Source organism: Vibrio sp. 10N.286.46.A8, assembly GCF_041470165.1.
In the GTDB taxonomy this organism is placed as follows: Bacteria; Pseudomonadota; Gammaproteobacteria; order Enterobacterales; family Vibrionaceae; genus Vibrio; species Vibrio tasmaniensis_A.
The window spans coordinates 21717-48636 of sequence record NZ_JBFRLX010000035.1; the positions used below are offsets into that span (position 1 = coordinate 21717).

Here is a 26920-nt window from a genome sequence, read left to right on the forward strand (position 1 = left end):
ATAGGCTAGATAGCTTCTTCTATTTAACCTTAAAGGTCACTCGCATAGGGTTATGATCAGAGGCGTCCGTAATGGGCGCCTTTGCTTTGTCTACTTCTAACCCTCGATAGAACACATGATCGAGCACCAACCCTGTCATAAACTGTGTACGGTTATCTGGTTCAAAAGCAACTTCCGTCAAACCTACCTGTTCCAACGCATCTTTCAATACAGCAAAGCGAGCTTCACTCCAACTGTTAAAATCCCCAGCAAAAATAACAGGCCCACGATACTTTTGGAGATTGTCGGTTAAGCTCTTGAGCTGAGCCTCATAATCTTCCGTACCAAAGGTAAAGTTCACCGCATGGATATTAATCACAGCCAGTTCTTCGCCATTACTTAGCAGATAGCGAGACCAAAGTGCAGATTTAGGTAATTGAAGCCAAGGTTCTTCATGAGTATAAGCACAAGCTTCAATCGGTAGATGCGTCGCTAGGTTGAGTACGCCTGCACTTTGTTCAAAAGCTTCAAATGCATTCACTCGAGTACTTCCCCATTGACCACTCGTTACCCATTGGCGAAGCCCTTCTGTCATACTCGCTTCTTGCAGCAAAACTAAATCGCTACCGGCTGACAGCTGATTTAACTCACTTTGCCAATTATTTCGGTTTTGCTTATAGATATTCCACACGGTAATGTCTAGGCCATCAGACACATCAATCGCTTTCGGGGCTGAGTTTTGGTAGCAGCTGTAGATATCGTTGCTAGTATTTTGAGAAGAAGTGATCAAATTGGGTTTATTCGGGATCACGAAGATAATATGAAAGCTAACAACAGCAAGCGTTATCAATAGCGTGATAACAATGATGGTTTTCTTAAACATACAGCACCCTACCAGAAATGAAAAAGGAGCGATAAACGCTCCTTTTAAGGTAATAGTTTTTTTATACGGCGTCTTCGTCTTCTTCGCCAGTACGAATACGTACCACACGTTCAACTTCAGTAATGAAGATCTTACCGTCACCAATTTTACCTGTTTGAGCCGTTTCGATAATGGTATCAACACATTGGTCAGCCACTTCGTCGGTCACAACAATTTCCAATTTCACTTTAGGTAAAAAATCGACCATGTACTCTGCGCCACGGTATAGCTCAGTATGACCTTTTTGACGTCCAAAGCCTTTAACTTCAGATACTGTCATACCCGTAATACCCACTTCTGCAAGTGCTTCACGTACATCATCAAGTTTGAATGGCTTGATAATGGCTTCAATCTTTTTCATGTTCATCCCTTAAACTGTGCGAATAGCTCATTATCGGTTAGCTATAGTAAACATTCAATGAAAAAAGCCAGAGCATTAAAGCTCTGGCTCGAAATTTATCATCTTGTTTAATCAGCGCTTTAAGAAGGTTTTACTTAAGGCTTGAGTAGTAAGCAGCTAGATTAGCAATATCTTCATCACTCAGCATTGAAGCCTGAGCCTGCATTACAGCCGCCAAACCGCCGGTGCGCTGGCCGTTCTTATATGCCTTAATTGATGAAGCGATGTATTGCTCGTTTTGGCTTTTAAGATTTGGATATCCTGGGATCATTGCGATACCGTCTGCGCCATGACAAGCCGCACAGATTGCCGCTTTAGCTTGACCCGCAGCAACATCACCCGCCAGAGCGTTACCACTCAATAGTCCAAATCCAAGAACTAATCCTAGTGTAATTTTCTTCATTGCATATTCCATTAATTATTTTTATTAAAGTGACGGTGAATTGTGACACAAACTTTTTCTACTTGCTCCAAAGCGCTTCACAATCTTGACCTTCGTAGTTTTTATCTACGAATAGGCCTAAAACAGCGATCACTCGATCGCCATCCATTAATATCGGCGTTCTACGTCTTAACCAGCTGGGTACTTGATATTCCTGAAAAAGCTTCTTGAGTTTTCGACTATGACCACGACCAACTGGGTGAGCCGACACTCCTTCAGGGTTAAAGATCACTCGTAAGGTTCCGTTGGCTTTAGTAAGGGAAAAACGTTGTACATCTCGGTTATGAGATGCACTACCACTCGACACCGCTTTTAAATGGATCTCACCTAAACCATCAGGCAATAATAAATTCTCATCAATCAAGATTTCACTTTTCCAGCTCGACAAATCTTTGGTGTCTTGTACCAAATAGAGCTGATTATTAAAGCGCCTAATCTCAACATCATTCAACACCAGCTTAGGATTGGCATCTGCCTGAGCACAAGCCACTTCATCCCAAATAAGTTTTAGCTGCTTTTGGCTTGGCATCGGTTGATTGCAATGGCTGAGCCACATTCTGATCAAACGTGCTCGTAACAAATCAGAATGCTGAGATAACGAATCAATGCTTAAGCTCTGGCTCTTACTGTTACAGCCTCCCAAAGCTTGTTGTAAGTGAGACTCAAGCAGTTCGTCGAGTAGCGACTCTTGTTCTGCACATAATTGAGCACTGCGACAGACCGATTCTCGAAAGCTAGGCCAGCGCTCTGTCAACGTCGGAGTGACTTGATGACGAATGAAATTTCGATCAAAGCGCAGATCCTGATTACTCTCATCTTCGACCCAAGTTAACCCCATATCGTGAGCCGACGCTTCGATGTCTAATCGAGTCACAGACAGCAGAGGTCTCACAATAAACGCTTCGCCAAACGACATCACTTTCGCCATTGAAGAGAGTCCTTTCGGACCACTGCCACGTTTTAATGCCAGCAAGAAAGTTTCAAGTTGGTCATCAATATGTTGGCCTGTAATTAGAACATCACCAAAACTAAGGTGCTTCTGAAGCGAATCATAACGAGCATCTCGAGCCAGCTTTTCAACACTTTCTCCGCTGTTAATATCTAGAGATACTCGCTCGATGGCTAAAGGAACCGACGACGCATCACACCATGTTTGGCATTGCTCAGCCCAAAGATCAGCATTCTTACTGAGACCGTGATGAACGTGCACCGCACAGCACTCAATGTGATGGGACTTAGCGTATTTCGCGGCCAATTCCAATAACACTCGAGAATCGACACCACCACTGAAAGCAACGACTAACCGACGAGGTTTGAGATCGCTTTGTTGAAATGCAGAGGTAAAAGTTTCGATTAAGTGAGTCATGGGGTTAAGTGAGCCGTGTGTACTAATGAGAAAGGAGAATGTTTTAATAATAAAAAAGGGTTGGCACTGAGTCCAACCCTTTCATCAACTTGTTACGGAAAGCAGGTCTTATACCTTGCTAAGGTCCCTTATCAGCAGTAACCGTAGCTCATTAGACGCTGGTAACGACGCTCTAGAAGTGCTTCGTTGTCAAATTGCTCTAGCTCTTCTAACTGCTTAACTAACATGTCTTTCATGTTCTGAGCTGTCTGTATTGGATCGCGGTGCGCGCCACCTAGAGGCTCAGGGATGATTTCATCGATAAGCTCAAGCTCTTTAAGTCGAGGAGCTACTAGGCCCATCGCTTCAGCAGCTTGTGGTGCTTTATCTGAATCACGCCACAGGATTGAAGCACAACCTTCTGGAGAGATTACTGAGTATGTAGAGTACTGAAGCATGTTCACGTAATCACCAACACCGATTGCTAGTGCACCACCAGAACCGCCTTCACCAACAACGTTACAGATAACTGGAACTGAAAGACCAGCCATTACTTTAAGGTTCTTAGCGATCGCTTCAGATTGGCCACGCTCTTCAGCACCAACACCTGGGTAAGCACCCGCTGTGTCGATGAAAGTAATGATTGGCATGTTGAAACGCTCAGCCGTTTCCATTAGGCGAAGTGCCTTACGGTAACCTTCTGGCTTTGGCATACCAAAGTTACGGATCACTTTCTCTTTAGTCTCACGACCTTTCTGGTGACCAATAACCATAACAGGACGACCATTTAGACGAGCCATACCACCCACAATTGCTTTGTCGTCAGCGTAAGCGCGATCGCCCGCCATCTCTTCAAACTCTGTGAATGCATGCTCCAGGTAATCTTTGGTGTAAGGACGTTGAGGGTGACGAGCAAGTTGAGCCACCTGCCATGCACCTAAGTCACTAAAGATTTTCTGTTTAAGCTCTAAGCTTTTTTTCTCTAGTTGTTCAATTTCTTTGTCTAGATCTACCGCTGCGTCACCACCGTGACGCGAAACGTCACGTAGCGCTTCGATTTTTGCTTCAAGTTCAGCGATAGGCTTTTCAAATTCTAGAAAGTTCAGGCTCATCTATGAATCCTTGTTGATTCAGCTCCGCAGTTACGGAGCTAAATTTTAGTTAAATTCGAGTTCTACTTGGCTATTTCCAAGCAGCTGTTTTAATTCGTCTAGTAATGTATCACTTGGCGTCACACGCCATTCTGTGCCCAATGTTAACCGCGCTCTAGCGTCGGCACGTTGGTAGTATACATTGACTGGGACCGTTCCGGCTCTATAAGGTTCTAAGATTTGACCAAAGCGTTCAAAAAATTGACCGTTAATTTGGGATTGCTCGATAGATATCGACACCCCACGAGCATATTTCTCACGGGCGCTTCCTAAGTCCATGACCTCGCGCGCGGACATTTTAAGCCCACCATTGAAATCATCAAAGCTGACCTGTCCAGAAACAACCACAATTTTGTCTTTTTCGAGCAATTCTGCGTAGCGATCGAGCGCATCCGAGAACAACATCACTTCCATCCGACCCGATCGGTCGTCGAGGGTCATCAAACCAATTCGAGTTCCGCGCTTCGTGGTCATTACCCTAGCAGCAATTACTAAGCCTGCAATCGTTAATGACTGGTCACGACGTGTCGGCGTGGCATCTTTCAAGCGACAGCTGGTGTATTTCGCGAGCTCTTTAATGTACGCATTAACCGGGTGACCCGTTAAATACAAACCTAACGTCTCACGCTCACCTTCAAGCCAAACCTTTTCAGGCCACTTCGGTACTTGGGTATACTTGTGTTCTACTTCTTCCGGAGCGTCGGTCAACACGCCAAACATATCCGATTGACCAAAAGACTCAGCGTGGTGATGTTGGCTTGCCGCCTTAACCGCATCTTTCAATGAGGCCATCATCGCAGCTCGGTGAGGACCTAATCTATCTAAGGCGCCTGACAGAATCAACTTTTCGATAACACGCTTGTTCACTTTTTTCAGATCAAGTCGTGCACAGAAGTCGAACAAGTCTTTAAAGTAACCGCCTTTATTACGCGCTTCGATAATAGCTTCAATTGGGCCTTCACCAACCCCTTTAATCGCACCGATTCCATAAACAATTGCGCCATCTTCATCGACATTAAAGCGGTATAGGCCCGAGTTGATGTCAGGTGGAAGGAGCTTGAGTTTCATACGGAAACACTCATCGACAAGGCCAATAACCTTCTCGGTGTTATCCATATCCGCGGTCATTACTGCCGCCATGAATTCCGCAGGGTAGTGTGTTTTCAACCACAGTGTTTGATAAGAAACCAGTGCGTATGCAGCCGAGTGAGATTTGTTAAAGCCGTAGCCCGCAAACTTCTCTACCAAGTCAAAGATCTTCATGGACAGTTCGCCATCAACACCATTGGCTTCAGCACCTTCTTTAAAGGTACCGCGCTGTTTTGCCATCTCTTCAGGCTTTTTCTTACCCATCGCACGACGCAGCATATCGGCTCCACCAAGCGTATAACCCGCAAGGATCTGAGCGATTTGCATTACCTGTTCTTGATACAGGATGATGCCGTACGTAGGTTCTAGTGTCTCTTTAAGCGATTCGTGTTGCCACGTTTCATCAGGGTAAGAGACCGCCTCTCGTCCGTGTTTACGGTCGATAAAGTTATCTACCATGCCTGATTGCAGAGGGCCCGGACGGAACAAGGCCACCAATGCGATGATATCTTCAAAACAGTCGGGTTGCAGACGCTTGATCAGATCTTTCATACCGCGAGATTCCAGTTGGAATACCGCAGTCGTTTCTGAATTCTGTAATAGGTTAAATGACGCTTGATCATCCAAAGGAATCGACTCGATACGAACCGGATCTTTCCCCTCTTTCGCTAAGCGAGGGTTTACTAGGCCTAGTGCCCAGTCAATGATCGTCAGTGTACGCAGCCCCAAGAAGTCAAACTTAACCAAGCCAGCAGTTTCTACGTCATTCTTATCGAATTGCGTTACTGGGAAGTTACCTTCAGCATCGGCATAGATAGGTGCAAAATCAGTAATCGTGGTCGGTGAGATTACAACACCACCTGCGTGTTTACCTGCGTTTCGCGTACAACCTTCTAGAATTCGACATTTATCAATCAGCTCACGAACTTCTTCATCGCCGTCGTAGAGTTCAGGCAATGCAGGCTCAGCGAGGAATGCTTTCTCTAGCGTCATACCCGGATCAGGCGGAACTAGCTTAGAAATACGGTCAACGAAGCCAAATGGGTGGCCTAATACACGGCCAACGTCACGGATTACCGCTTTTGCCGCCATAGTACCGAAGGTGATGATCTGAGAAACGGCATCACGGCCGTACATTTCAGCCACGTGATCAATAACTTGGTCACGCTTATCCATACAGAAATCGATATCGAAATCGGGCATGGATACACGTTCTGGGTTCAAGAAACGTTCGAACAGCAAGTCATATTCAAGTGGATCAAGATCGGTGATATCAAGCGCGTAAGCCACCAAAGAACCAGCACCAGAACCACGACCCGGGCCTACTGGTACATCGTTATCTTTTGACCACTGGATGAACTCCATTACGATCAAGAAGTAACCTGGGAAACCCATGTTATTAACTACTTCTAGCTCGATTTTAAGTCGCTCATCGTATTCAGGCCTGCGTTCAGCTCTGACTTTTTCGTCAGGAAATAGGAATGCTAAACGTCGTTCAAGACCTTCTTCTGATTTTTTGATCAAGAAGTCTTCAATCGCCAAACCTTCCGTCGGGAAGTTCGGCAAGAAGTATTCGCCCAATCGAACGGTGACATTACAACGCTTAGCGATCTCAACACTGTTCTCTAATGCTTCAGGGATATCTGAGAACAACTCACACATCTCTTCTTCGCTACGGAGGTACTGTTGTGGACTGTAGTTTTTCGGTCGACGTGGATCAACCATGGTAAAGCCGTCGTGAATCGCCACACGGATTTCATGAGCGTCAAACAAGTCTTCAGAAATGAATACCACTTCGTTGGTCGCAACAACTGGCAGGTCTTCTTGCTCAGCCAATTCCAGCGCAAAGTGCAGATAAGACTCTTCGTCCGTACGTCCAGTTCGAATGAGCTCCAGATAAAAACGGTCTGCGAAATGTGTTTTGTAAAACTCAACGCTGCTTGCAACCAACTCTCTATTGCCTTTCAGCAACGCTTTACCAATCTCACCTTCTTTTGCACCCGATAAAAGAATCAGGCCTTCCGCATGTTCAATCAGCCACTCTTTATCAATAACAGGCTGATGCTGCACATGGCCACGAAGGTAAGCTTTTGATATTAATAACGTTAGGTTATTGTAGCCTTTATTACTCGTTGCAATAACGGTGAGTTTTGTCAATTCATCGCCAAAATCAGGAGACTGCATCAAGAAGTCAGCACCAATAATTGGTTTAACCCCACACCCATGAGCAGTACCGTAGAATTTCACCAAACCGCACAGGTTGGTAAAGTCGGTCAATGCTAGAGCAGGCATACCCATTTCAGCGACTTTTTTAACTAATGGTGGCACCTTGGATAGGCCATCCACCATCGAAAAGTCACTGTGTACGCGTAGGTGAACAAATTTTGGATCTGACATTATTTTTCCTGAGTTCTAGGTTTGAGCCTAGGATTACAACTGTGTGTATTCTATTTTTTTCTAGCGTCACTAAGCAACTTTATTCGATGCTAAGCTCTAGTTTACGTAAAGCTCTAATCTATATAGAGCTTATTCAATTCGCTCTAATCTATGCCAAGAATACGTTTTACTGGCTTAAAGCTTTTGCGGTAATGCTCGGTTACGCCATGTTTTTCAATCGCTTCAAAATGCGCTTTTGTCGGGTAACCTTTATGTTTAGCAAAACCAAACTCTGGATGAAGCTTATCAAGTTCTTCCATCTCTTGGTCACGAACCACTTTAGCGATGATAGACGCTGCGCTGATTTCAGCCACCCGTAAATCCCCTTTCACAATAGCCAGACCGGCCATCGGTAGCTCAGGGACTCGGTTTCCATCTATTAGCGCCATATCAGGTTGAACACTCAGCCCGGCAATAGCACGCTGCATAGCTACCATAGTCGCTTGTAAGATATTCAACTCATCAATTTCTTGTGGGGAACAACGCCCCACAGACCATGCCAAGGCTTTCTCTTTAATTTCAGGAAGCAGAGCAAGGCGCTTTTTCTCAGACAGTTTTTTTGAATCGTTCAAGCCTTCGATTGGGTTATTCGGATCGAGGATAACCGCGGCGGTAACTACATCACCAACTAACGGCCCACGCCCCACTTCATCAACACCAGCGAATAACTGGTAGCCTTGAGGATACTCAAAAGGAGGAAATTCTTTTTTCTCTTTTACTGCCATGACAATTCTCTTTGTAACTTTTAAGCAAATGCTTTTGAAAGAAGCACTTTATGATTCAACAAACTCTCGACCGATCAATTTCAGAACTGCGTTAGCTGCCTGTTTGTCAGCATCTTTACGAATCCAGTGATGCATTTCAGTAAAGCGTTCAATAAGTGGCGCGTTGTCAGTTGAAAGCATCTTATCGACCGATGGGAAAAGGTAATCTGGGTGACACTCCTCAAGAATGTGTTCTTTTACGATTTCTTCACCCGCTAGGATATTCGGTAACGAGACAAATTCTGTGATCGACAATTTCTTAACGATATAGCCAGTGAGCTTGTTGACCTTGTAGCCAACGACCATCGGTCGTTTCAGCAACATACACTCAAGAGCAACAGTACCAGAAGCTAACAAAACAGAATCAGCAGCAGTAATCACATTGGTAGCCGTATCTTCTACCAAGGTAAATTCAAGTTCAGGTGCCGTCGATTGCCAGATCTCTGTAAACTGTTTCTTGCGCTGTTCATTAACCAATGCAACAACAAAATTGATATCAGGGTACTTTTGCTTAATGCGCTGACAAGTTTCGATAAATGGTTGAGCAATCAAACTCATTTCACCACCACGGCTACCTGGCAATACCGCTAACCACGGCTTATCTTGATCTAAACCTAAAAGATCGCGAGCCTCTTTCTTATTCGGCTCCAGTGGAATGGTATCAGCCAACGTGTGGCCAACGAATTCACAAGCAACGTTATATTTATCATAAAACGCTTTTTCGAATGGTAAGAAAGCCAGTACCAAATCGGTTGCTTTGTCGATTTTAAAGATACGCTTTGGACGCCATGCCCAGACTGAAGGGCTGACATAATGAACAGTCTTAATGCCCGCGTTCTTAAGATCTAATTCAAGTCTTAGATTAAAGTCTGGCGCATCGATACCGACGAAGACATCTGGCGGGTTTTGAGTAAAGTACTTAACTAGCTCCGCTTTCACTTTTAGCAAGCGAGGTAAACGACCAAGCACTTCTACAAGCCCCATCACGGCAAGCTCTTCCATTTCGAAAAGAGACTCACAACCAAGCGCCTTCATTTTTGGTCCGCCAATACCCACGAATTCAGCATTCGGATATTGTGATTTGATCGCTTTAATAAAGCCTTCGCCAAGCGTGTCACCAGAGAGTTCTCCGACAACGATACCTACACGCAGAGGTTCATTCGAAACAAAGTCCAAGCTATTGGTTGCTGCTTCTTGCTGTGCCATAGTTTTCTAATTCCCTTCTTGCCTAAAACAAAAAAGATCGCCTAACGAGTAGCGATCTTTTTGTTATACCAATCTAACGAGGTAACTATTGTCATACTCATATTGATTGGTACATAACCACATCAAGTATTAACGAATAATACCGCGCTCAGAGCTCTCTAGCATTTCTAACATAGGAGTTACCGAAGCAAACTCTTTCGCCATTTCAACTAAAGCGGCTTTCGCTTCTTCAAGTGTTTTGCCTGAACGGTATAACTCTTTGTACGCTTTCTGTAATGCTCGAATTTCTGGTTTCTCAAATCCGTTACGCTTCAAGCCCACTAGGTTGAGGCCGAATGGAGCGGCATGATTACCCTGTGCAAGCACGTACGGCAGTACATCTTGAACAACCGCAGAACAGCCGCCAATGTACGCATAAGCACCAATAGAACAAAATGGGTGAATAGCAGAAAGCGCCATAACACCCGCATAATCGCCAACGGTTACGTGGCCACCAAGAATAGCATTGTTACCAATGTGAGTATGGTTACCAACAATAACATCATGCGCTACGTGAGCATTTACACAAAGTAAGTTGTCATCGCCAATCACAGTGGTAGCTTTGTCTTGAGTTGTACCACGGTGGATCTGAACTGCTTCACGAATCACATTACGGTCACCGATCACAACAGTCGTGTCTTCACCACCGTATTTCTTATCTTGGTTTTCTTCTCCAATCACTGCGTGTGGGAAGATTCGGTTTTGCTTACCAATTGTCGTGTGACCTTTGATCACAACATGCGACATCACTTCAGTGTCATCACCAATTGTCACGTTACCAGCAATGTAAGTGAAAGGACCAACCGTCACGTTAGCACCGATAGTTACATCACCTTCGATTACTGCTGCCGGGTGAATTTTCGCTGTTTCATGAATCATATTAAAACTCTCTACGAGCACATTTAAGTTCAGCTGAACATACAACTACGCCGTCAACTTTCGCTACACCGTTGAACGATGCAATGCCACGACGTTCTTTTAAGAACTCAACTTCGATAACCAATTGGTCACCTGGCACTACTGGCTTGCGGAACTTCGCTTTATCTACGCTAGCAAAGTAGTAAAGCTCATTACCAGAAGGAGCACCAAAAGATTTAAATGCTAGAAGACCTGTTGCTTGCGCCATTGCTTCTAAGATCAACACACCTGGGAATACAGGAAGTTGTGGGAAGTGGCCTGTGAACTGAGGTTCGTTAACAGAAACATTCTTAATCGCAGTCAGTGTCTTTTCTTTTTCAAAGCTAGTCACACGATCAACCATTAAGAATGGGTAGCGATGAGGTAATAGTTCCTGAATTTCAGTAATGTTCATCGTTGTCTGTTCAGTAGTCAAAGTCGTATTCCTATGTATATTCTTTATTTAATGAGAAGGATTATAAACGAAAAAGACTCGCTGTACGCGAGCCTTTTATTAGAAATGCTGGAATTATGATTCCGCGCTGTTCTCGATAAGTTTTTCAACGGTTTTCAAACGCTTGTTCATTTCATCAATACGATGAACTCGCGTTGCTGTTTTACGCCAATCTTTATTTGGCTGTAAAGGAATACCTGAAGAGTACATGCCTTTTTCGGTGATACTGCGCATTACCATCCCCATACCGGTGATTGTAACGCCGTCAACGATTTCAATATGACCATTAATCACACAACCGCCACCAATAATACAGTACTTACCTATCGTTGTGCTGCCGGCAATGATAGTACCACCTGCAATAGCAGAACCATATCCGATGTGAACATTATGAGCTATCTGAAGTTGGTTATCTAAGATAACGTTATCTTCAATAATAGTGTCATCTAATGCGCCACGGTCAACGGTAGTACACGCGCCGATTTCTACGCGGTTACCAACACGAACTGAACCGACTTGCGGGATCTTAACCCACTCGCCTTTCTCATTCGCATAACCAAAACCATCGGATCCAATCACTGTACTAGATTGAATCAAACATGCTTCGCCAATCACCACTTCATGGTAAACACTTACGTTAGCCCAAAGCTTAGTACCTGCGCCAATTTTTGCATTTTGACCAATAAAGCAACCAGCACCGATAACGACGTCATCACCAAGCACTACGCCAGTTTCAATCACAGCATTGGCACCAATAGACACATTTTGTCCAATGGTCGCGTCGCCTAAAATTGAAGCAGAATCAGCAATACCAGCAGCTGGCGCTGGCGTGGTATCAAGCGCTTGAGCAACCTTAGCAAAAGCAACATAAGGGTCGCTGACCACAATAACGTTGGTCTTACACAGTTCACGCTCGCTCTCTTTAACCATAATAGCGGATGCTTTACAGTCGCCAAGGTGCTTGCTGTACTTCACGTTCGAAAGGAACGTAATATTTCCTTCTTGCGCTTTATCCATAGGAGCGACTGCTGAAACGGTAACTGCACCGTCTCCGTGTAGCTCTCCACCGGTAATCGTTGCCAATTCGGCTAAGGTCAGATTCTTCATAAAACTTATTTCAGTGATTTAATTACTTTTTCAGAGATGTTGTATTCTGGCTTACCGTACTGCAGAGCTTGAATATCAACGATCATGTCGTAGCCTTCTTTCTCTGCAACTTTAGTTACAGCATCTTGAATTACTTTGAATAGCTTCTGCTTCTCTTGTGCTTCACGACGTTGGCTTGCTTTTTCTAATGCTTGAGCTTTGATTTTGTATTTGCTGTCTAGTTGGCCGACTTCAATACGAAGTTTCTCTACTTCATCAGGCCCTAATAGCTCACCATCACGCTTAAGCTTTTCAATCTTAGTCTTAGCTTCAGCTTGGATACTTTGAAGCTCAGCAGCTTTATCTTTGAACTCTTCCTGCATTTTTTGAAGAACAACTTCACGCTGAGGTAGAGCCTGGAATACTTGTGCAGTATTTACATAGCCCACTTTTTGCGCAGCTTCAGCCGCTGTTGCAAAGAAAGAAGAGCTAAGAACTACAAGGCCTAAACCTGCTGCTTTAATCATATTTTTCAAAATATTGTCCTTTAAAGATTAGAAAGTTCTACCAATGGTGAATGTGAAGAATTCTTCGTCATCGCCTTCGTAGATTTTAATTGGTTTCGCTAGAGAGAAAACCAATGGTCCCATCGGTGACATCCACTGAAGAGCGGCACCATAAGATGAACGGTAATTTGTTGGGTCAGAGTAATCGTAGTAGTACTGTTGACCGCTATTAGGTACGCCACGGTCTACGAATTCGGTATCCCATACACTTGCCATATCGAAGAACACGCTAGTTCGAATCTGACTGCGCGCTTCATCAGAAGCAAACGGTGTTGGTACGATTAACTCTACGCTAGCCAAAGCAACCGCATTACCACCAACCGAATCATCGGTTGCAGAATTGTACGTCGGGTTGTTGCCCGTGCTATTTCCGTAAACAGCTTTTGGACCAGCTGAGTTCGAACCAAAACCACGTAGTGTTGTAAAACCACCCGCGTAGTAGTTTTCGTAGAATGGGAACAAGTTATCATTACCATCCGTTTGACCATAACCGTTACCATAGCCTAATCGACCACGCATCAATAGTGTGAACTCATGCTTTTTAGTCAACGGAATGTAATGTTTTACATCGTATTGCGCTTTGAAGTATTTCGCATCCGAGCCTGGTACGGTTATTTTCGCGAAAGCACGTTGGTGGTTACCTTCAGTAGGGAAGAAGCCACGGTTAAGGTTGTTGCGCGTCCAAGAGATATTGATATCGAAGTCATCGGTTAAGATATGCTCATCACCGTATTGGTCAATACTTCTCGCAAACTGTTCAACTTGAATATAGGTAGGAACGTTACCGATTTTGTTGTGCGTATAACCAAAACCAAACTCGAGACGGTTCAGCTCATCCATAGGGAAACCCCATGTTAAGCTCGTACCATAACTTTGGTTGGTATAATCGACAATACCCGCTTCAGAGGCTTCAAATTCGTTGTAGAAGATTTTCCCTCCCATACTCACGCCATCAAGGTTCCAGTATGGGTCGCGGTAGTCTAAGCTCACATTCTTTTGGTAATCGTTCATCATGGCGCTTACGCCAACACGGTTACCAGAACCTGCAAAGTTATCTTGCTGTAAACCAACCTGGAAGCTGACACCCGATTCAGTACCGTAGCCAACACCGAAGTTGACGCTACCCGAGTTCGCTTCCTTAACGTTGTAAACCAGATCCACTTGGTCTTCACTGCCAGGAACACGTACCGTTTGCACATCGACCGTTTCAAAAAAGCCTAAACGGTTAAGACGGTTCTTACCTGTATCAATCGACTTGGAGTTCAGCCAGCTGCCTTCCATTTGACGCATTTCACGACGCAGTACTTCATCTTTCGTTGAGTTGTTACCCGTGAATCGAATATCACGAACGTAGATACGGCTGCCCGCTTCTACATTGATAACCAACGACACTTCTTTGGTCTCATCGTCAAATTCAGGAATCGTACGAACTTGTGGGTACGCATAGCCAGATTCGCCTAGAATTCGTTTCACGCCCTCTTCTAAAGACGTTACAGAAGAACCGTTATATGTATCGCCATCTTCGAATGGCACTAACGCTTCGAAGTCAGCCTCGCGGCCGATAAGCTCACCACGGAAAGAGACATCTTTAACGGTATAAGCTTCGCCTTCATCTAGGCCTAGCGTGATGTAAACACCTTTCTTATCAGGAGAGATCGCAACCTGAGTCGAATCCACCTTAAATTTAAGGTAACCACGGTCAAGGTAGTAAGATTTCAACGCTTCGATATCACCAGCCAGTACTTGCTTCTGGTATTTTTCATCCGCAAGGAAATTCCACCATGCAACATCAACGTTCAAGTTGAAACGACTAAGTAGATCAGCGTCAGAGAAAACTTCGTTACCGATAAAGTTAATTTGCTGAATCTTAGCGGACACGCCCTCAGTAAATACAAACTTAAGGTCAGAACGGTTACGAGGCAGAGGCGTCACTACGGCTTTTACTGTCGCGTTGTATTTACCAACACTGTAGTAGAAATCTTCAAGGCCCTTCTCAATGTTACTCAGTGTAGTACGGTCAAGGGCTTCACCTTCACGAACACCAGATGCATCTAGGTTCTGCTGAAGTTGTTCTTCTTTGATCGCCTTGTTACCTGAGAATGAGATACTTGCGATGGTCGGTCGTTCTTTGACTTGAACAACTAAAACATCATCATCGCGAAGAACTTTAACGTCCTCAAAGTTGCCTGAAGCATACAGTGCACGAATGATCTCAGACACATCGCCGTCATCCACTTCATCGCCAATACGTACTGGCATTTTCAGTAGAGCTGCACCAAGTGCAACACGCTGTAAACCTTCGATCTTGATATCTTGAACTACAAAGTTTTGTGCTCCGTTCGCAGCCACACTAGTGGCCAATAGACTTGCGAACAGAATTTGCTTAATCGCCATACTTATTCTAATTATTCCTTGCTACTACCAATGCCTGTGAGAAACCATTCACAGACGAGTAAAATCATTAAATATTGCCAGAGCCATCAAAGAGAAGAGGATTGCGCCTCCCACTCTATATCCCATTTCTTGAACTTTTTCAGGTACAGGTTTACGAGTAACGGCCTCAATAGCGAAAAAGAGCAAATGTCCGCCATCAAGCATAGGCAGCGGAACTAAATTAATAATACCCAAGTTAACACTAATCAGAGCTAAAAAACCTAAGAAGTAAACTAAACCGTAATCGGCGGTTGCCCCTGCGCCTTTAGCAATTGAAATTGGGCCACTCAAGTTATTTAAGCCAACATCACCAACGATAAGCTTCTTAAGCATTGTCAGTGTCAAACCTATGATTTGACCTGTTTTATTAAATGCTTTTCCTACAGACTCAATTACACCAAATTGTAACTCAAAGCGATAATCTTCTGGCCATTCTGCGACTTCGGGAGCAATACCCGCATAGCCGATTGTAGAACCATCAGAAAATTCGCGACTATTGGGCGTCATAACCAATGACCGCTCAACACCATTTCGTAATACGACAAGGTCCAAGGGCATCATTGGGTGTGAACGGATTAATTCAACAACCGACTTCCACTGTTCAATAGGCTGACCATTAATTTCGACAATTTTATCGCCAGATTCTAGCCCTGCAGAATAGGCAGCACCGTCATCAATAACTTGAGCGAGCACTGTCGATATCTCTGGAGAATAGGGTCTAAAACCAAGCGTTGTCATTGCTGACTCAGTTTCTGGGTTGAACGACCAGTCAGAAATATCCAATGTTATCTGTTGTTCAAAGCCGATGTCGTCTTGAGAAGAAACCGTTACAGTCATGGACTCATCACCAATATGTGATATCAAACCCAAGTTTACTGATTCCCAATCTGCGGTTTTGATTCCTGAAATAGATTTAAGTTCCATTCCAGTTTCAATTCCGGCTCGTGCAACAATAGATTGCGGGGTGACCTCACCGATCACCGGTTTAACCGCAGGCACGCCAATCAAAAATACCAGCCAATATGCGAACACGGCAAAGATAAAGTTGAATGCTGGACCTGCACCCACAATCGCTGTTCGTTTCCACAACGGTTTCTTATCAAAAGCGTATTGCTGTTCGTCTTCAGAAAGGTCATCAACACGACCATCAAGCATCTTAACGTAGCCACCCAATGGAATGACTGACAAGCTATATTCCGTTCCATCGCGGCCAACTTTACTCCAGATCGATTTACCAAAACCAATCGAGAATTTTTCTACTTTCACACCGCAGCGACGAGCAACCCAGAAGTGTCCAAATTCATGAACAGCGACCAGAATACCAAGCGCTACAATAAAGGATGCGAAGTTCCACAGAATTCCACTCATGCTAGCTGCTCTTTTATAAATTGAATGGCTATTTGACGAGACATATTATCGAGCTCGAGAAGGCTTTCCAAGCTATCTAAGCCTTCAGAGTTATGTTGTTCACATACTTTGTTCATAACATGCTCGTTAATGATAGCAATATCGGTAAACTTCACTTGATTGTTCAAGAAAGCATCGACTGCAATTTCGTTTGCCGCATTAATTGCTGTTGTTGCATGCTGCCCCAAATAGCACGCCTCAATGGCTAATCTCAAACATGGGTAACGAGTTAAATCGGGCTCTAAGAAGGTAAGCTCGCCCACTTTGGTGAAATCCAGAGGCTTAACACCCGCTTCAGTACGATCAGGATAAGACATGGTCAAAGCAATTGGCGTCGCCATATCAGGTTCACCCATTTGAGCCAATACTGAGCCATCTTTGTACTGAACCATAGAATGAATCACAGACTGAGGGTGAATAATAACTTTGAGTTGCTCTTGAGAGGCATTAAATAGCCATTTCGCCTCAATGTACTCTAAGCCTTTATTCATCATCGTAGCTGAATCAACAGAGATCTTAGGGCCCATTGACCAGTTAGGGTGTGCAATCGCTCTCTCAGGTGTGACCGAATCTAACTCTGCAACATCCGTATAGCGAAAAGGGCCACCCGAACCAGTCAAAAGAATATGGTTGATACCATTTTCTTCAAGGTCACAACGGCCTAGTTTGGTTTGCACATTCTGAGGTAAACACTGAAAGATAGCATTATGCTCGCTGTCGACAGGAAGCAGTTCAGCGCCGTACTTCTCTACGGCGTCGATAAACAACTGGCCAGACATCACCAACGCTTCTTTGTTAGCCAGCAAGATGCGCTTACCAGCCTTAACCGCAGACATCGTAGGAAGCAAACCTGCCGCACCCACAATAGCAGCCATTACCGTGTCCACTTCATCTAGAGAAGCGACCTGACACATGCCTTCAGAACCAGAAAGAACTTTGATGTTTGGGTGATTTGTAGACAACACTTCAGTCAGCTTAGATGCTGCATCAGGGCAAGCCATAGCAACATAGCTTGGTTGCCACTTTTCAACTAACGCCAGCATCTTTTCAACATTCGAGCCTGCAGCCATTGCTACAACCGAATAGAGTTCTGGGTTTTGTTCAACGACTTTTAGTGTACTTGCACCAATTGAGCCGGTAGCGCCAAGGATAGTTAGATTTCGCATCACATATGACCGTAGAAATGTAATAAAGGGCAGAATCACTGCCCTTTTTTATTAGAATGCTAAATAAAGCAGAGCAAAGACAGGGAACGCAGCCGTTAAGCTATCTATTCTATCAAGTATACCACCATGACCAGGAATCAGATTACTGCTGTCTTTCACCCCAGAAACACGTTTAAACATGCTTTCAACAAGATCACCAAGAACAGAAATAACGACGGTCACAAGAGTAATAACAATCATGTGGAGAGGGCTTGTGAATTGGATATCAAACAAGTCAGCAAAGATCCAGGCCACGATCACTGCTGTAATGATGCCACCAATAAGACCTTCAATCGTTTTATTAGGACTCACCGCAGGGGCCATTTTGCGCTTGCCAAAGCTCTTTCCTGAAAAGTAAGCACCACTGTCCGCAGCCCAAACAAGCAAGCAAACGAACATCACCAATTTTGCGCCGTGGTAAGGATCAACATCAATACCGTTAGCACGCAGGATAACCACACTCCAGAAGAATGGTAGCAAAGTCAGCACGCCAAATGCGTGACGAAGAATGGATGAGTCTTTCCATGCTGGCATAGACTTAGGATAAGTCACTGCCATACCACTCGCGATTACCCACCAAATTGAACCAATCGTTAGAATGGCGTAGTGAGCACCCGATAAGTTATTAAGGCTAAATGCATCAAAAGGTATAAAAGCAAAACTTGCAGCACTTACCACAACTGTTGGAATCAACGCTAAATAACGTGATTTGCTTTCAACAAACTGAGTCCACTCCCAAAGACCCAATAGCGAGATTACTGCTAGTGAAAGAATAAACGTGGGAAGTGATAACTCGAAAATACCTAGAATAACTAGGGGAGCTAAAATCAACGCCGTAATAATTCGTTGTTTCAAACCAAAAAAATCCTTATTAACTGTCCATCAGAGCTTTAATTTGCTCACCGGTGCATCCAAAACGACGCTCGCGGTTTACAAACCAAGTCACAGCTTCTACTAAGCTGTCTTCATTAAAGTCTGGCCAGAATTGTTCAGTGAAATACATTTCGGCGTAAGCTAATTGCCAAAGCATAAAGTTACTAATGCGGCACTCGCCACTGGTGCGGATAAGTAGATCGACTTCTGGAATATCTGCCATCGTCAGGTGTTGTGTAATCATAGCTTCATCAATGTCTTCTACATTAATATCGCCAGACTTAACCTGTTGAGCAATCGAAGTCATCGCTTGCTGGATATCCCACTTACCGCCGTAGTTAGCCGCAATATTAATAACCATACCCGTATTGGTGCTAGTCAAAGCTTCCGCTTCTTCTATTTTCTTTTGTAGTCGCTCATTAAAACGACTTTTATCACCAATAACACGAAGTTGTAGATTATTTTTATGAAGCTTTTTTACTTCACTCGATAGCACTGAAATAAACAGTTCCATCAAGAGACCCACTTCTTCTTCAGGACGACGCCAATTTTCACTACTAAAAGCAAAAAGAGTTACGGCTTTAATGCCAAGTCTGGCTGCTGAAGATATGGTTTTTCGAACAGCTTGAACGCCATTTTTATGACCAAAGACACGAGGCTTACCCTGAGCTTTTGCCCAGCGACCATTACCATCCATAATGATAGCAATGTGTTTAGGAAGAGAGTCTGTGAACGCTTGAGAATTATGCATAAAAGAGTGAATCAAATTCTAATAGTCGAACAGAATAGCATAAAAAAACGCTGCACCGTGAGTACAGCGTTTTTCCTGAAAGAAAAGAATATGGAAAATTAAACTTCCATCAACTCTTTTTCTTTAACTGCTAGAACTTCGTCTACGTTCTTAACCGCAGCGTCAGTTAGCTTTTGAATTTCGTCTTGTGCTTTACGATCTTCGTCTTCTGAAATTTCTTTGTCTTTAAGAAGTGCTTTTAGATCGCCATTCGCGTCACGACGGATGTTACGAATAGCAACACGGCCACCTTCAGCCTCGCCACGAACGATTTTAACTAGGTCTTTACGACGTTCTTCCGTAAGCGGTGGAAGTGGAACGCGAATAACCGTACCTGCAGACATAGGGTTTAAGCCTAGGTCAGAAGTCATGATTGCTTTTTCAACAAGAGGAGTCAGTGTTTTATCAAACACTGTAATTGCTAGTGTACGTGCGTCTTCAGCAATAACGTTAGCTACTTGAGTCAAAGGTGTTGGTGCACCGTAGTACTCAACAGTAAGACCAGAAAGTAGGCTCGGGTGAGCACGGCCTGTACGGATTTTTTGTAGGCTGTTTTTTAGTGCATCAACACTTTTTACCATGCGCTCTTGAGCGTCTTTTTTGATTTCGTTAATCACAATTTCACCTTGATTATGTTCTTTCTTCAAGAAAGCTTTTTATTTGGAGTGATAAGGATAAGCTTACCGAAGCATTATACTTCAGTAAGCCCGAAAAATTAGTCAGCGTCGCTGATTAATGTACCTTCAGTTTCACCCATAACCACGCGACGTAGTGCGCCTGGCTTATTCATGTTAAATACACGGATTGGCATTTTGTGGTCACGTGCTAGCGTAAATGCGGCCAAGTCCATTACTTTCAATTCTTTTTCAAGAATGGTGTTGTAAGACAACGTATCATACAACTCTGCGTCTGGGTTTGCTACTGGGTCAGCAGTAAATACACCATCTACTTTTGTTGCTTTTAGAACTACGTCAGCTTCGATTTCGATACCGCGTAAACATGCAGCAGAGTCTGTAGTAAAGAATGGGTTACCAGTACCAGCAGAGAAGATCACAACACGACCTTGACGTAGTTGGCTGATTGCATCTGCCCAGTTGTAGTCGTCACATACACCTTTAAGAGGAATTGCTGACATTACACGTGCGTTTACGTAAGCACGGTGTAGTGCGTCACGCATAGCAAGGCCGTTCATTACCGTTGCCAGCATCCCCATATGGTCACCAACAACACGGTTCATACCCGCTTCTGCTAGGCCTGCGCCACGGAAAAGGTTACCACCACCGATAACAACACCAACTTGAACGCCTAGTTCAACTAATTCTTTTACTTCTTGAGCCATACGATCAAGGATCGTTGGGTCAATACCAAAACCTTCTTCGCCTTGTAGCGCTTCACCGCTAAGTTTTAACAGAATACGTTGATACGCTGGTTTAGGGTTCGTAGTCATGGAGCTTACCTTCCAAAGAGTTGATGATTAACAGTCATGGATAAAAACTGAAGAGCTCAGTTTGCATTCATAACAGCTAAAAGCCGGAAATAATTCATTATTCATAAAAAGACCGCAGCATTTGCCACGGTCTCTTTTCAAACAATACGCTAAGGATTAACCTTTTTGTACCGCTGCAACTTCGTCTGCGAAGCTCATTTCAGCTGCTTTCTCGATACCTTCACCAACTTCTAAACGAACGAAGGTAGTAACTGATGCGCCTTTCTCTTTAAGAATGTCAGCAACAGTTTTCTTAGGTTCCATGATGAAAGCTTGACCAGTAAGAGATACTTCGCCCGTGAATTTCTTCATACGGCCGATAACCATTTTCTCAGCGATCTCTTGTGGTTTGCCTTCGTTCATAGCGATTTCAACTTGAACAGCTTTTTCTTTTTCTACTACGTCAGCAGGTACGTCAGATGGGTTAACGTACTCAGGCTTAGAAGCAGCAACGTGCATAGCGATGTGCTTAAGCGTTTCAGCTTCGCCTTCACCAGCAACAACAACACCGATTTTCTCGCCGTGACGGTAAGAAGCTAGTGCAACACCTTCAACAAGCTCAACACGACGGATGCTGATGTTCTCACCGATCTTAGTTACTAGAGCGATACGTGCGTCTTCAAACTTAGCTTGAAGTGCAACGATGTCTAGACGTTCAGCTAGAGCAACTTCAGCAACTTCGTTAGCGAATGCAAGGAAACCTGCATCTTTAGCTACGAAATCAGTTTGGCAGTTCACTTCAAGAAGAGCAGCAACGCCAGCTTCTTCTTTAATGATGATTGCGCCTTCAGCAGCAACGTTACCAGCTTTTTTAGCTGCTTTCGCTGCGCCAGATTTACGCATATTTTCAATTGCTAGCTCGATGTCGCCTTCAGCAGCAACAAGCGCTTTTTTACATTCCATCATGCCCGCAGCTGTGCGTTCACGAAGTTCTTTAACTAGAGCTGCAGTTACAGTTGCCATTCTCTATTCCTCAGTAAATTCTAAAAAAGATAAAAAACAGGGGCCTAATTAATTGGCCCCTGATATTGACTGTATTCAGTTCTTAAGCCATCGATTATGACCGCTTAATATGAACTAAATATGGCTCAGAGCCGCTATTATTCAGCTTCTACAAAACCGTCTTTTTCAGCAGCTACAGCAGCAACATCTTTGTTACGACCTTCTTTAACCGCGTCTGCAGCAGCGTTTAGGTAAAGCTGTACTGCACGGATTGCATCATCGTTACCAGGGATAACGAAGTCAACACCGTCTGGGTTAGAGTTAGTATCAACTACAGCGTAAACTGGGATACCTAGGTTGTTTGCTTCTTTAACTGCGATGTGTTCGTGATCAGCATCGATAACGAATAGAGCGTCTGGAAGGCCGCCCATGTTCTTGATACCACCAAGAGACTTCTCTAGCTTCTCCATTTCACGAGTGCGCATTAGAGCTTCTTTCTTAGTAAGCTTGTCGAAAGTACCGTCTTGAGCTTGCGCTTCAAGTTCTTTCAGACGCTTGATAGACTGACGAACAGTTTTGTAGTTCGTTAGCATACCGCCTAACCAGCGGTTGTTAACGTAAAACTGGTTGCTGTTGATAGCAGCTTCTTTAACAGCTTCAGATGCAGCGCGCTTAGTACCAACAAAAAGAACTTTACCTTTCTTCTCGCCAACTTTAGCGATTTCAGCTAGAGCGTCGTTGAACATTGGTACAGTTTTTTCTAGGTTGATGATATGTACTTTGTTACGAGCACCAAAGATGAATGGCTTCATTTTTGGGTTCCAGTAACGAGTTTGGTGACCGAAGTGAACACCAGCTTTAAGCATATCGCGCATTGATACAGTTGCCATTTTAAAATCCTCTATGGGGTTAGGCCTCCACATCCCCCATGAATCCGACCCCTAACAACTAACCACTTTTCAGCCGTTATCTGTGTTGTTGAGGCACCCCGGAACATGTGTCGGAATGTGTGTGATTTAAAGAAATAAGTTAGTGGACACAAAGCTTGTTTCGCCAATTGGAGAAAACAGTCCTGATGTCCGGCGCGCTTTATACCATATTTTGTCTATCTATGGCTAGAAAAAAATCCAAAAATGGCGACTGCTATACTCTAGCCTATTAGCGGATTTCACCGATAAATCGCGGCCTAATCAAATCGATTCAGCATCGTCTTACAGAGCAATATCGGCTTAAATTAAGTAGTATCCACCAGCATTGTATGGATATGGGAATGTTGCGCTAAAATGCTGCACTGATAGAATAGCCCCAATATGCACACTTAGGTGCTACCAAATTAAGAGATATGCAATGGCTGTAAAAATTAAAACTGCTGAAGAAATTGAAAAAATGCGCGTCGCCGGCAAGCTGGCTTCTGAAATTTTAGAGATGATTGAACCTCACATCCAAGTGGGTACAACGACAGAAGAGCTTAACCAAATCTGTCACGAGTACGCTCTAGAGAGAGGCGCATACTCAGCACCACTTGATTACCACGGTTTCCCTAAGTCTATCTGTACGTCTATCAACCACATCGTGTGTCATGGTATTCCAGCATCACAAGATGAGACTGGTAGCACAGGTCAATTCAAACCTGCAGTATTGAAAGATGGCGATATTCTAAACGTTGACATCACTGTGATTGTTCCTGATGACGAAAATGCAGACCTAAGCACTCGTCCGCAGGGTTACCATGGTGACACATCTAAAATGTTCCTTGTGGGTGAAGTTTCACCAGCAAACAAACGTCTATGCATGGTTGCTCAAGAAGCACTTTATGAAGGCATGCGTCAGGTTAAACCAGGCGTTCAACTTGGCCAAGTTGGTACTGCTATCGAGAAGTACATCAAGACAAACAACAAGAATAACCCACGCGCTAAGTTCTCTATTGTAAAAGATTACTGTGGTCACGGCATTGGTTCTGAGTTCCACGAAGATCCACAAGTCGTTCACTACAAAAACAGCGATCGCACAGTGCTAAAAGCAGGCATGTGTTTCACAATCGAGCCAATGATCAATGCTGGTAAATTTGGTTGCCGTCTAGATGACGAAGATAGCTGGACAGTGTACACAGCTGACAGCAAGAACTCGGCTCAGTGGGAACACACATTAGTTGTGACTGATACAGGTTGTGAAGTACTAACACTACGCAGCGATGATACGATTCCACGTATTATGAAGAATGCTTAGTTCAACAAACTGAACACCTCAGACTTTTGAAAATATCCTCGCATTGCCGAGGATATTTTTTTATCCGCTCAATTTCGATTTTGCATCAGCTTCTGTTAAATTGTTTACTATTCTCATTTGCTTGCACGGATAGCAGACTATGCCTTATCAATGCCCTATTACGTTCAATGACGAACAACTTGAAATCTGCGAATTAAAAAATCAGCTCGAAATATTCACGCAGTATCAAAAGAGTGAATTTCTAAATCATCATCCAGTTACCGATTTGGTTCTGCTGCGCTCCGAATACATGGATTTGCTTCTCAACCGTTTATGGGAGCATTTCGGATTTAGCAAACTGCCTCATATTGCGTTGGTCGCAGTAGGCGGCTATGGCCGTGGTGAACTACACCCTTTATCCGATATTGATATACTCATCGTCTCGCAAAAAACTCTGCCACCAGCACTAGGTGAGAAAGTCAGTCAATTCATCACCCTATTGTGGGATTTGAAGCTAGAAGTCGGCCACGCAGTCCGTACCATTGCCGAGTGTCTTGAGATCGGCATTGATGATTTAACCGTTGCGACCAACTTACAAGAGTCACGTTTATTATGCGGAAGCGAAGACACCTTTCAAGAGTTAAAGCTTAAGATTCACTCCGATTCATTTTGGCCAAGTGAGACCTTCTACAAGGCGAAGATTCAAGAACAGAGAGAGCGTCACGCTCGTTATCACGACACGACTTACAATCTAGAACCGGATATCAAATCAACTCCGGGCGGGCTCAGAGACATCCACACTCTGAGTTGGGTAGCACGTCGCCACTTCGGTGCGACTTCTTTGTTAGAAATGAGCAAGTATGGCTTTCTTACCGATGCCGAATATCGTGAACTCGTGGAGTGCCAAGACTTCTTGTGGCGCGTTCGCTTTGCACTGCACATAGAGCTGCGCCGTTATGACAACCGACTTACCTTTGCGCATCAGGCTCAAGTAGCCGAACACCTTGGTTACACTGGTGAGGGCAATCGCGGCGTAGAAATGATGATGAAGGAGTTCTACCGAACACTTCGTCGTGTAGCAGAGCTCAACAAGATGCTGCTTAAGCTGTTTGACCAAGCAATCATTAACGGTGGTCAAACACAAGAAGCCGAGATTCTCGACAATGACTTCCAACGTCGAGGTTCATTAATCGAAGCGCGTAAGCCAGCCCTATTCCAAGCACGGCCAGAAACGATTCTCGATATGTTTATCCATATCGCGAATGACTCGACGATCGAAGGGGTAAGCCCACCAACATTACGACAACTGCGAACGGCGCGTCGCCGATTGAACCGTTTCCTGCATACCATTCCTGAAGCTCGTGACAAGTTCATGGATTTAGTTCGCCACCCCAACGCACTGCACAAAGCTTTTAGCTTGATGCATAAACTGGGCGTGCTATCGGCGTACTTACCGCAATGGAGCCAAATTGTCGGCCAAATGCAGTTTGATCTGTTCCACGTTTACACCGTGGACGAACACAGTATTCGCCTGCTCAAGCACATCAACCGCTTTAGCCAAGTAGAGAACCACGACAAACACCCAATTTGTTGTGAAGTGTACCCTCGAGTTCAGAAAAAAGAACTCCTGATCCTGGCCGCTATCTTCCACGACATCGGAAAAGGCCGTGGTGGAGACCACTCCGAGATCGGTGCTGTTGAAGCTTACTCTTTCTGTATTGAGCATGGGCTATCGAAGCCTGAAGCCAAACAAGTTGCGTGGCTAGTACAAAACCACCTGTTAATGTCAGTGACCGCTCAGCGCCGTGATATCTACGATCCGGATGTGATTACCGAATTCGCCAAAAAAGTTCGCGATGAAGAGTCACTTGAGCTGCTGGTTTGCTTAACTGTCGCTGATATCTGTGCAACCAACCCAGAGCTATGGAACAGCTGGAAACGTACCCTACTCGCAGAGCTATTCCATTCTACGCAGCGAGCACTGCGTCGCGGCTTGGAAAACCCAGTCGATGTCAGAGACCGTATTCGTCACAATCAACAAATGGCATCTGCACTGCTGCGTAAAGAAGGTTTCTCCGCTCGTGAAATTGAAGTGTTGTGGCAGCGTTTTAAAGCTGACTATTTTTTGCGTCATACACACACTCAAATTGCTTGGCACTGTGAGCACCTACTTCGCTTAGAAGATCCGAGCCAACCTCTAGTACTTATCAGCAAAAAAGCAACACGAGGTGGTACAGAGGTATTCGTATACTGTAAAGACCAAGCGGCACTTTTCGCAACCGTTGTTGCCGAGCTCGACAGACGTAACTTTAACGTTCACGACGCACAGGTCATGGTCAGTAAAGATGGTCACGTTTTGGATACCTTTATCGTACTTGATCAGCATGGTGAAGCGATTGATGAAGCAAGACACAAAGCCGTTGCGAAACATCTAACTCATGTTCTAGCTGATGGCCGTCCAACTAAGATTAAGACACGTCGCACGCCTCGAAACTTGCAGCATTTCAAGGTAAAAACTCGGGTTGAGTTCCTACCAACTAAGAGCAAGAAGCGCACCTTGATGGAGTTGAGAGCTCTTGATACACCGGGGTTGTTGGCTCAAGTCGGCGCAACCTTTGCTGAGTTAGACATCAATTTGCACGGCGCTAAAATTACCACCATCGGCGAACGTGCAGAAGATTTGTTTATTCTGACCAGTGACGCGGGAGGAAGGTTGTCTGAAGAACAAGAACAAGCCTTAAGAGAAAGATTAACCGAACACGTTTCAGAACTCGCACCTTAGAAAGCTAATTTAGAGCTAGAA

23 protein-coding genes are annotated in these 26920 nt (G+C 44.3%); 2 read left to right on the forward strand and 21 right to left on the reverse strand.

The features are described from left to right. Positions 1-19: 19 nt before the first annotated feature. The 21 genes from AB4232_RS04365 to rpsB form a co-directional block, all read right to left on the reverse strand. Positions 20-862, reverse strand: a complete 843-nt coding sequence (locus AB4232_RS04365; protein ID WP_029223798.1) for an endonuclease/exonuclease/phosphatase family protein — start codon at positions 860-862, stop codon at positions 20-22. A 61-nt stretch (positions 863-923) separates the two neighbouring features. After that, positions 924-1262, reverse strand: a complete 339-nt coding sequence (glnB, locus tag AB4232_RS04370) for a nitrogen regulatory protein P-II (protein ID WP_017063373.1) — start codon at positions 1260-1262, stop codon at positions 924-926. A gap of 130 nt (positions 1263-1392) precedes the next feature. Then, positions 1393-1716, reverse strand: a complete 324-nt coding sequence (locus AB4232_RS04375) for a cytochrome c (RefSeq protein ID WP_372086370.1) — start codon at positions 1714-1716, stop codon at positions 1393-1395. A gap of 46 nt (positions 1717-1762) precedes the next feature. Beyond that, the gene (gene tilS, locus AB4232_RS04380) at positions 1763-3109 is read right to left on the reverse strand and encodes a tRNA lysidine(34) synthetase TilS (protein WP_009847402.1); all 1347 of its coding nucleotides are present in this window, start codon (positions 3107-3109) and stop codon (positions 1763-1765) included. A 131-nt stretch (positions 3110-3240) separates the two neighbouring features. After that, complete coding sequence (accA, locus tag AB4232_RS04385; RefSeq protein ID WP_017096819.1) at positions 3241-4200, reverse strand: acetyl-CoA carboxylase carboxyl transferase subunit alpha; 960 nt, start codon at positions 4198-4200, stop codon at positions 3241-3243. A 45-nt stretch (positions 4201-4245) separates the two neighbouring features. Continuing rightward, entirely contained in the window at positions 4246-7725 is a 3480-nt protein-coding gene (dnaE, locus tag AB4232_RS04390; RefSeq protein WP_009847404.1) for a DNA polymerase III subunit alpha, read from the reverse strand. Positions 7726-7868: 143 nt separating this feature from the next. Beyond that, positions 7869-8489, reverse strand: coding sequence for a ribonuclease HII (rnhB, locus tag AB4232_RS04395; RefSeq protein ID WP_012604594.1), 621 nt, complete (start codon positions 8487-8489; stop codon positions 7869-7871). Between the two features lie 48 nt (positions 8490-8537). After that, the gene (lpxB, locus tag AB4232_RS04400) at positions 8538-9734 is read right to left on the reverse strand and encodes a lipid-A-disaccharide synthase (protein ID WP_269335651.1); all 1197 of its coding nucleotides are present in this window, start codon (positions 9732-9734) and stop codon (positions 8538-8540) included. A gap of 129 nt (positions 9735-9863) precedes the next feature. Next, positions 9864-10652 carry an acyl-ACP--UDP-N-acetylglucosamine O-acyltransferase gene (gene lpxA / locus AB4232_RS04405; RefSeq protein WP_009847407.1) on the reverse strand — a complete coding sequence of 263 codons (789 nt, stop codon included), beginning with the start codon at positions 10650-10652 and terminating at the stop codon, positions 9864-9866. Between the two features lies 1 nt (position 10653). Further along, positions 10654-11106, reverse strand: coding sequence for a 3-hydroxyacyl-ACP dehydratase FabZ (gene fabZ, locus AB4232_RS04410; RefSeq protein ID WP_009847408.1), 453 nt, complete (start codon positions 11104-11106; stop codon positions 10654-10656). Positions 11107-11199: 93 nt separating this feature from the next. Next, positions 11200-12231 (reverse strand): UDP-3-O-(3-hydroxymyristoyl)glucosamine N-acyltransferase, encoded by a 1032-nt coding sequence (gene lpxD, locus AB4232_RS04415; protein ID WP_009847409.1) that lies wholly within the window; start codon positions 12229-12231, stop codon positions 11200-11202. 5 nt (positions 12232-12236) lie between these two features. Next, entirely contained in the window at positions 12237-12737 is a 501-nt protein-coding gene (locus AB4232_RS04420; RefSeq protein ID WP_009847410.1) for an OmpH family outer membrane protein, read from the reverse strand. Positions 12738-12764: 27 nt separating this feature from the next. Next, positions 12765-15170, reverse strand: coding sequence for an outer membrane protein assembly factor BamA (bamA, locus tag AB4232_RS04425; protein WP_009847411.1), 2406 nt, complete (start codon positions 15168-15170; stop codon positions 12765-12767). Between the two features lie 48 nt (positions 15171-15218). Then, complete coding sequence (gene rseP / locus AB4232_RS04430) at positions 15219-16577, reverse strand: sigma E protease regulator RseP (protein ID WP_269335654.1); 1359 nt, start codon at positions 16575-16577, stop codon at positions 15219-15221. Further along, positions 16574-17782 (reverse strand): 1-deoxy-D-xylulose-5-phosphate reductoisomerase, encoded by a 1209-nt coding sequence (gene ispC / locus AB4232_RS04435; protein WP_009847413.1) that lies wholly within the window; start codon positions 17780-17782, stop codon positions 16574-16576. Before ispC ends, rseP begins: the two co-directional genes overlap by 4 nt. 51 nt (positions 17783-17833) lie before the next feature. Next, positions 17834-18676 carry a phosphatidate cytidylyltransferase gene (locus AB4232_RS04440; RefSeq protein WP_009847414.1) on the reverse strand — a complete coding sequence of 281 codons (843 nt, stop codon included), beginning with the start codon at positions 18674-18676 and terminating at the stop codon, positions 17834-17836. A 16-nt stretch (positions 18677-18692) separates the two neighbouring features. Next, complete coding sequence (locus AB4232_RS04445) at positions 18693-19445, reverse strand: isoprenyl transferase (RefSeq protein WP_009847415.1); 753 nt, start codon at positions 19443-19445, stop codon at positions 18693-18695. 98 nt (positions 19446-19543) lie between these two features. Further along, positions 19544-20101, reverse strand: a complete 558-nt coding sequence (gene frr, locus AB4232_RS04450; RefSeq protein WP_009847417.1) for a ribosome recycling factor — start codon at positions 20099-20101, stop codon at positions 19544-19546. A 98-nt stretch (positions 20102-20199) separates the two neighbouring features. Next, positions 20200-20931 (reverse strand): UMP kinase, encoded by a 732-nt coding sequence (gene pyrH / locus AB4232_RS04455; protein ID WP_009847418.1) that lies wholly within the window; start codon positions 20929-20931, stop codon positions 20200-20202. A 156-nt stretch (positions 20932-21087) separates the two neighbouring features. Further along, the gene (gene tsf, locus AB4232_RS04460) at positions 21088-21933 is read right to left on the reverse strand and encodes a translation elongation factor Ts (protein ID WP_009847419.1); all 846 of its coding nucleotides are present in this window, start codon (positions 21931-21933) and stop codon (positions 21088-21090) included. A gap of 137 nt (positions 21934-22070) precedes the next feature. Then, positions 22071-22802, reverse strand: coding sequence for a 30S ribosomal protein S2 (gene rpsB, locus AB4232_RS04465; RefSeq protein WP_009847420.1), 732 nt, complete (start codon positions 22800-22802; stop codon positions 22071-22073). Positions 22803-23259: 457 nt separating this feature from the next. On the opposite strand from rpsB, the gene map reads away from it, so the two are divergent. Together map and glnD are read left to right on the forward strand one after the other, a co-directional pair. Continuing rightward, complete coding sequence (gene map / locus AB4232_RS04470) at positions 23260-24138, forward strand: type I methionyl aminopeptidase (protein ID WP_012604605.1); 879 nt, start codon at positions 23260-23262, stop codon at positions 24136-24138. A gap of 139 nt (positions 24139-24277) precedes the next feature. Continuing rightward, positions 24278-26899, forward strand: coding sequence for a bifunctional uridylyltransferase/uridylyl-removing protein GlnD (gene glnD / locus AB4232_RS04475; protein WP_065679078.1), 2622 nt, complete (start codon positions 24278-24280; stop codon positions 26897-26899). Positions 26900-26920: the final 21 nt, after the last annotated feature.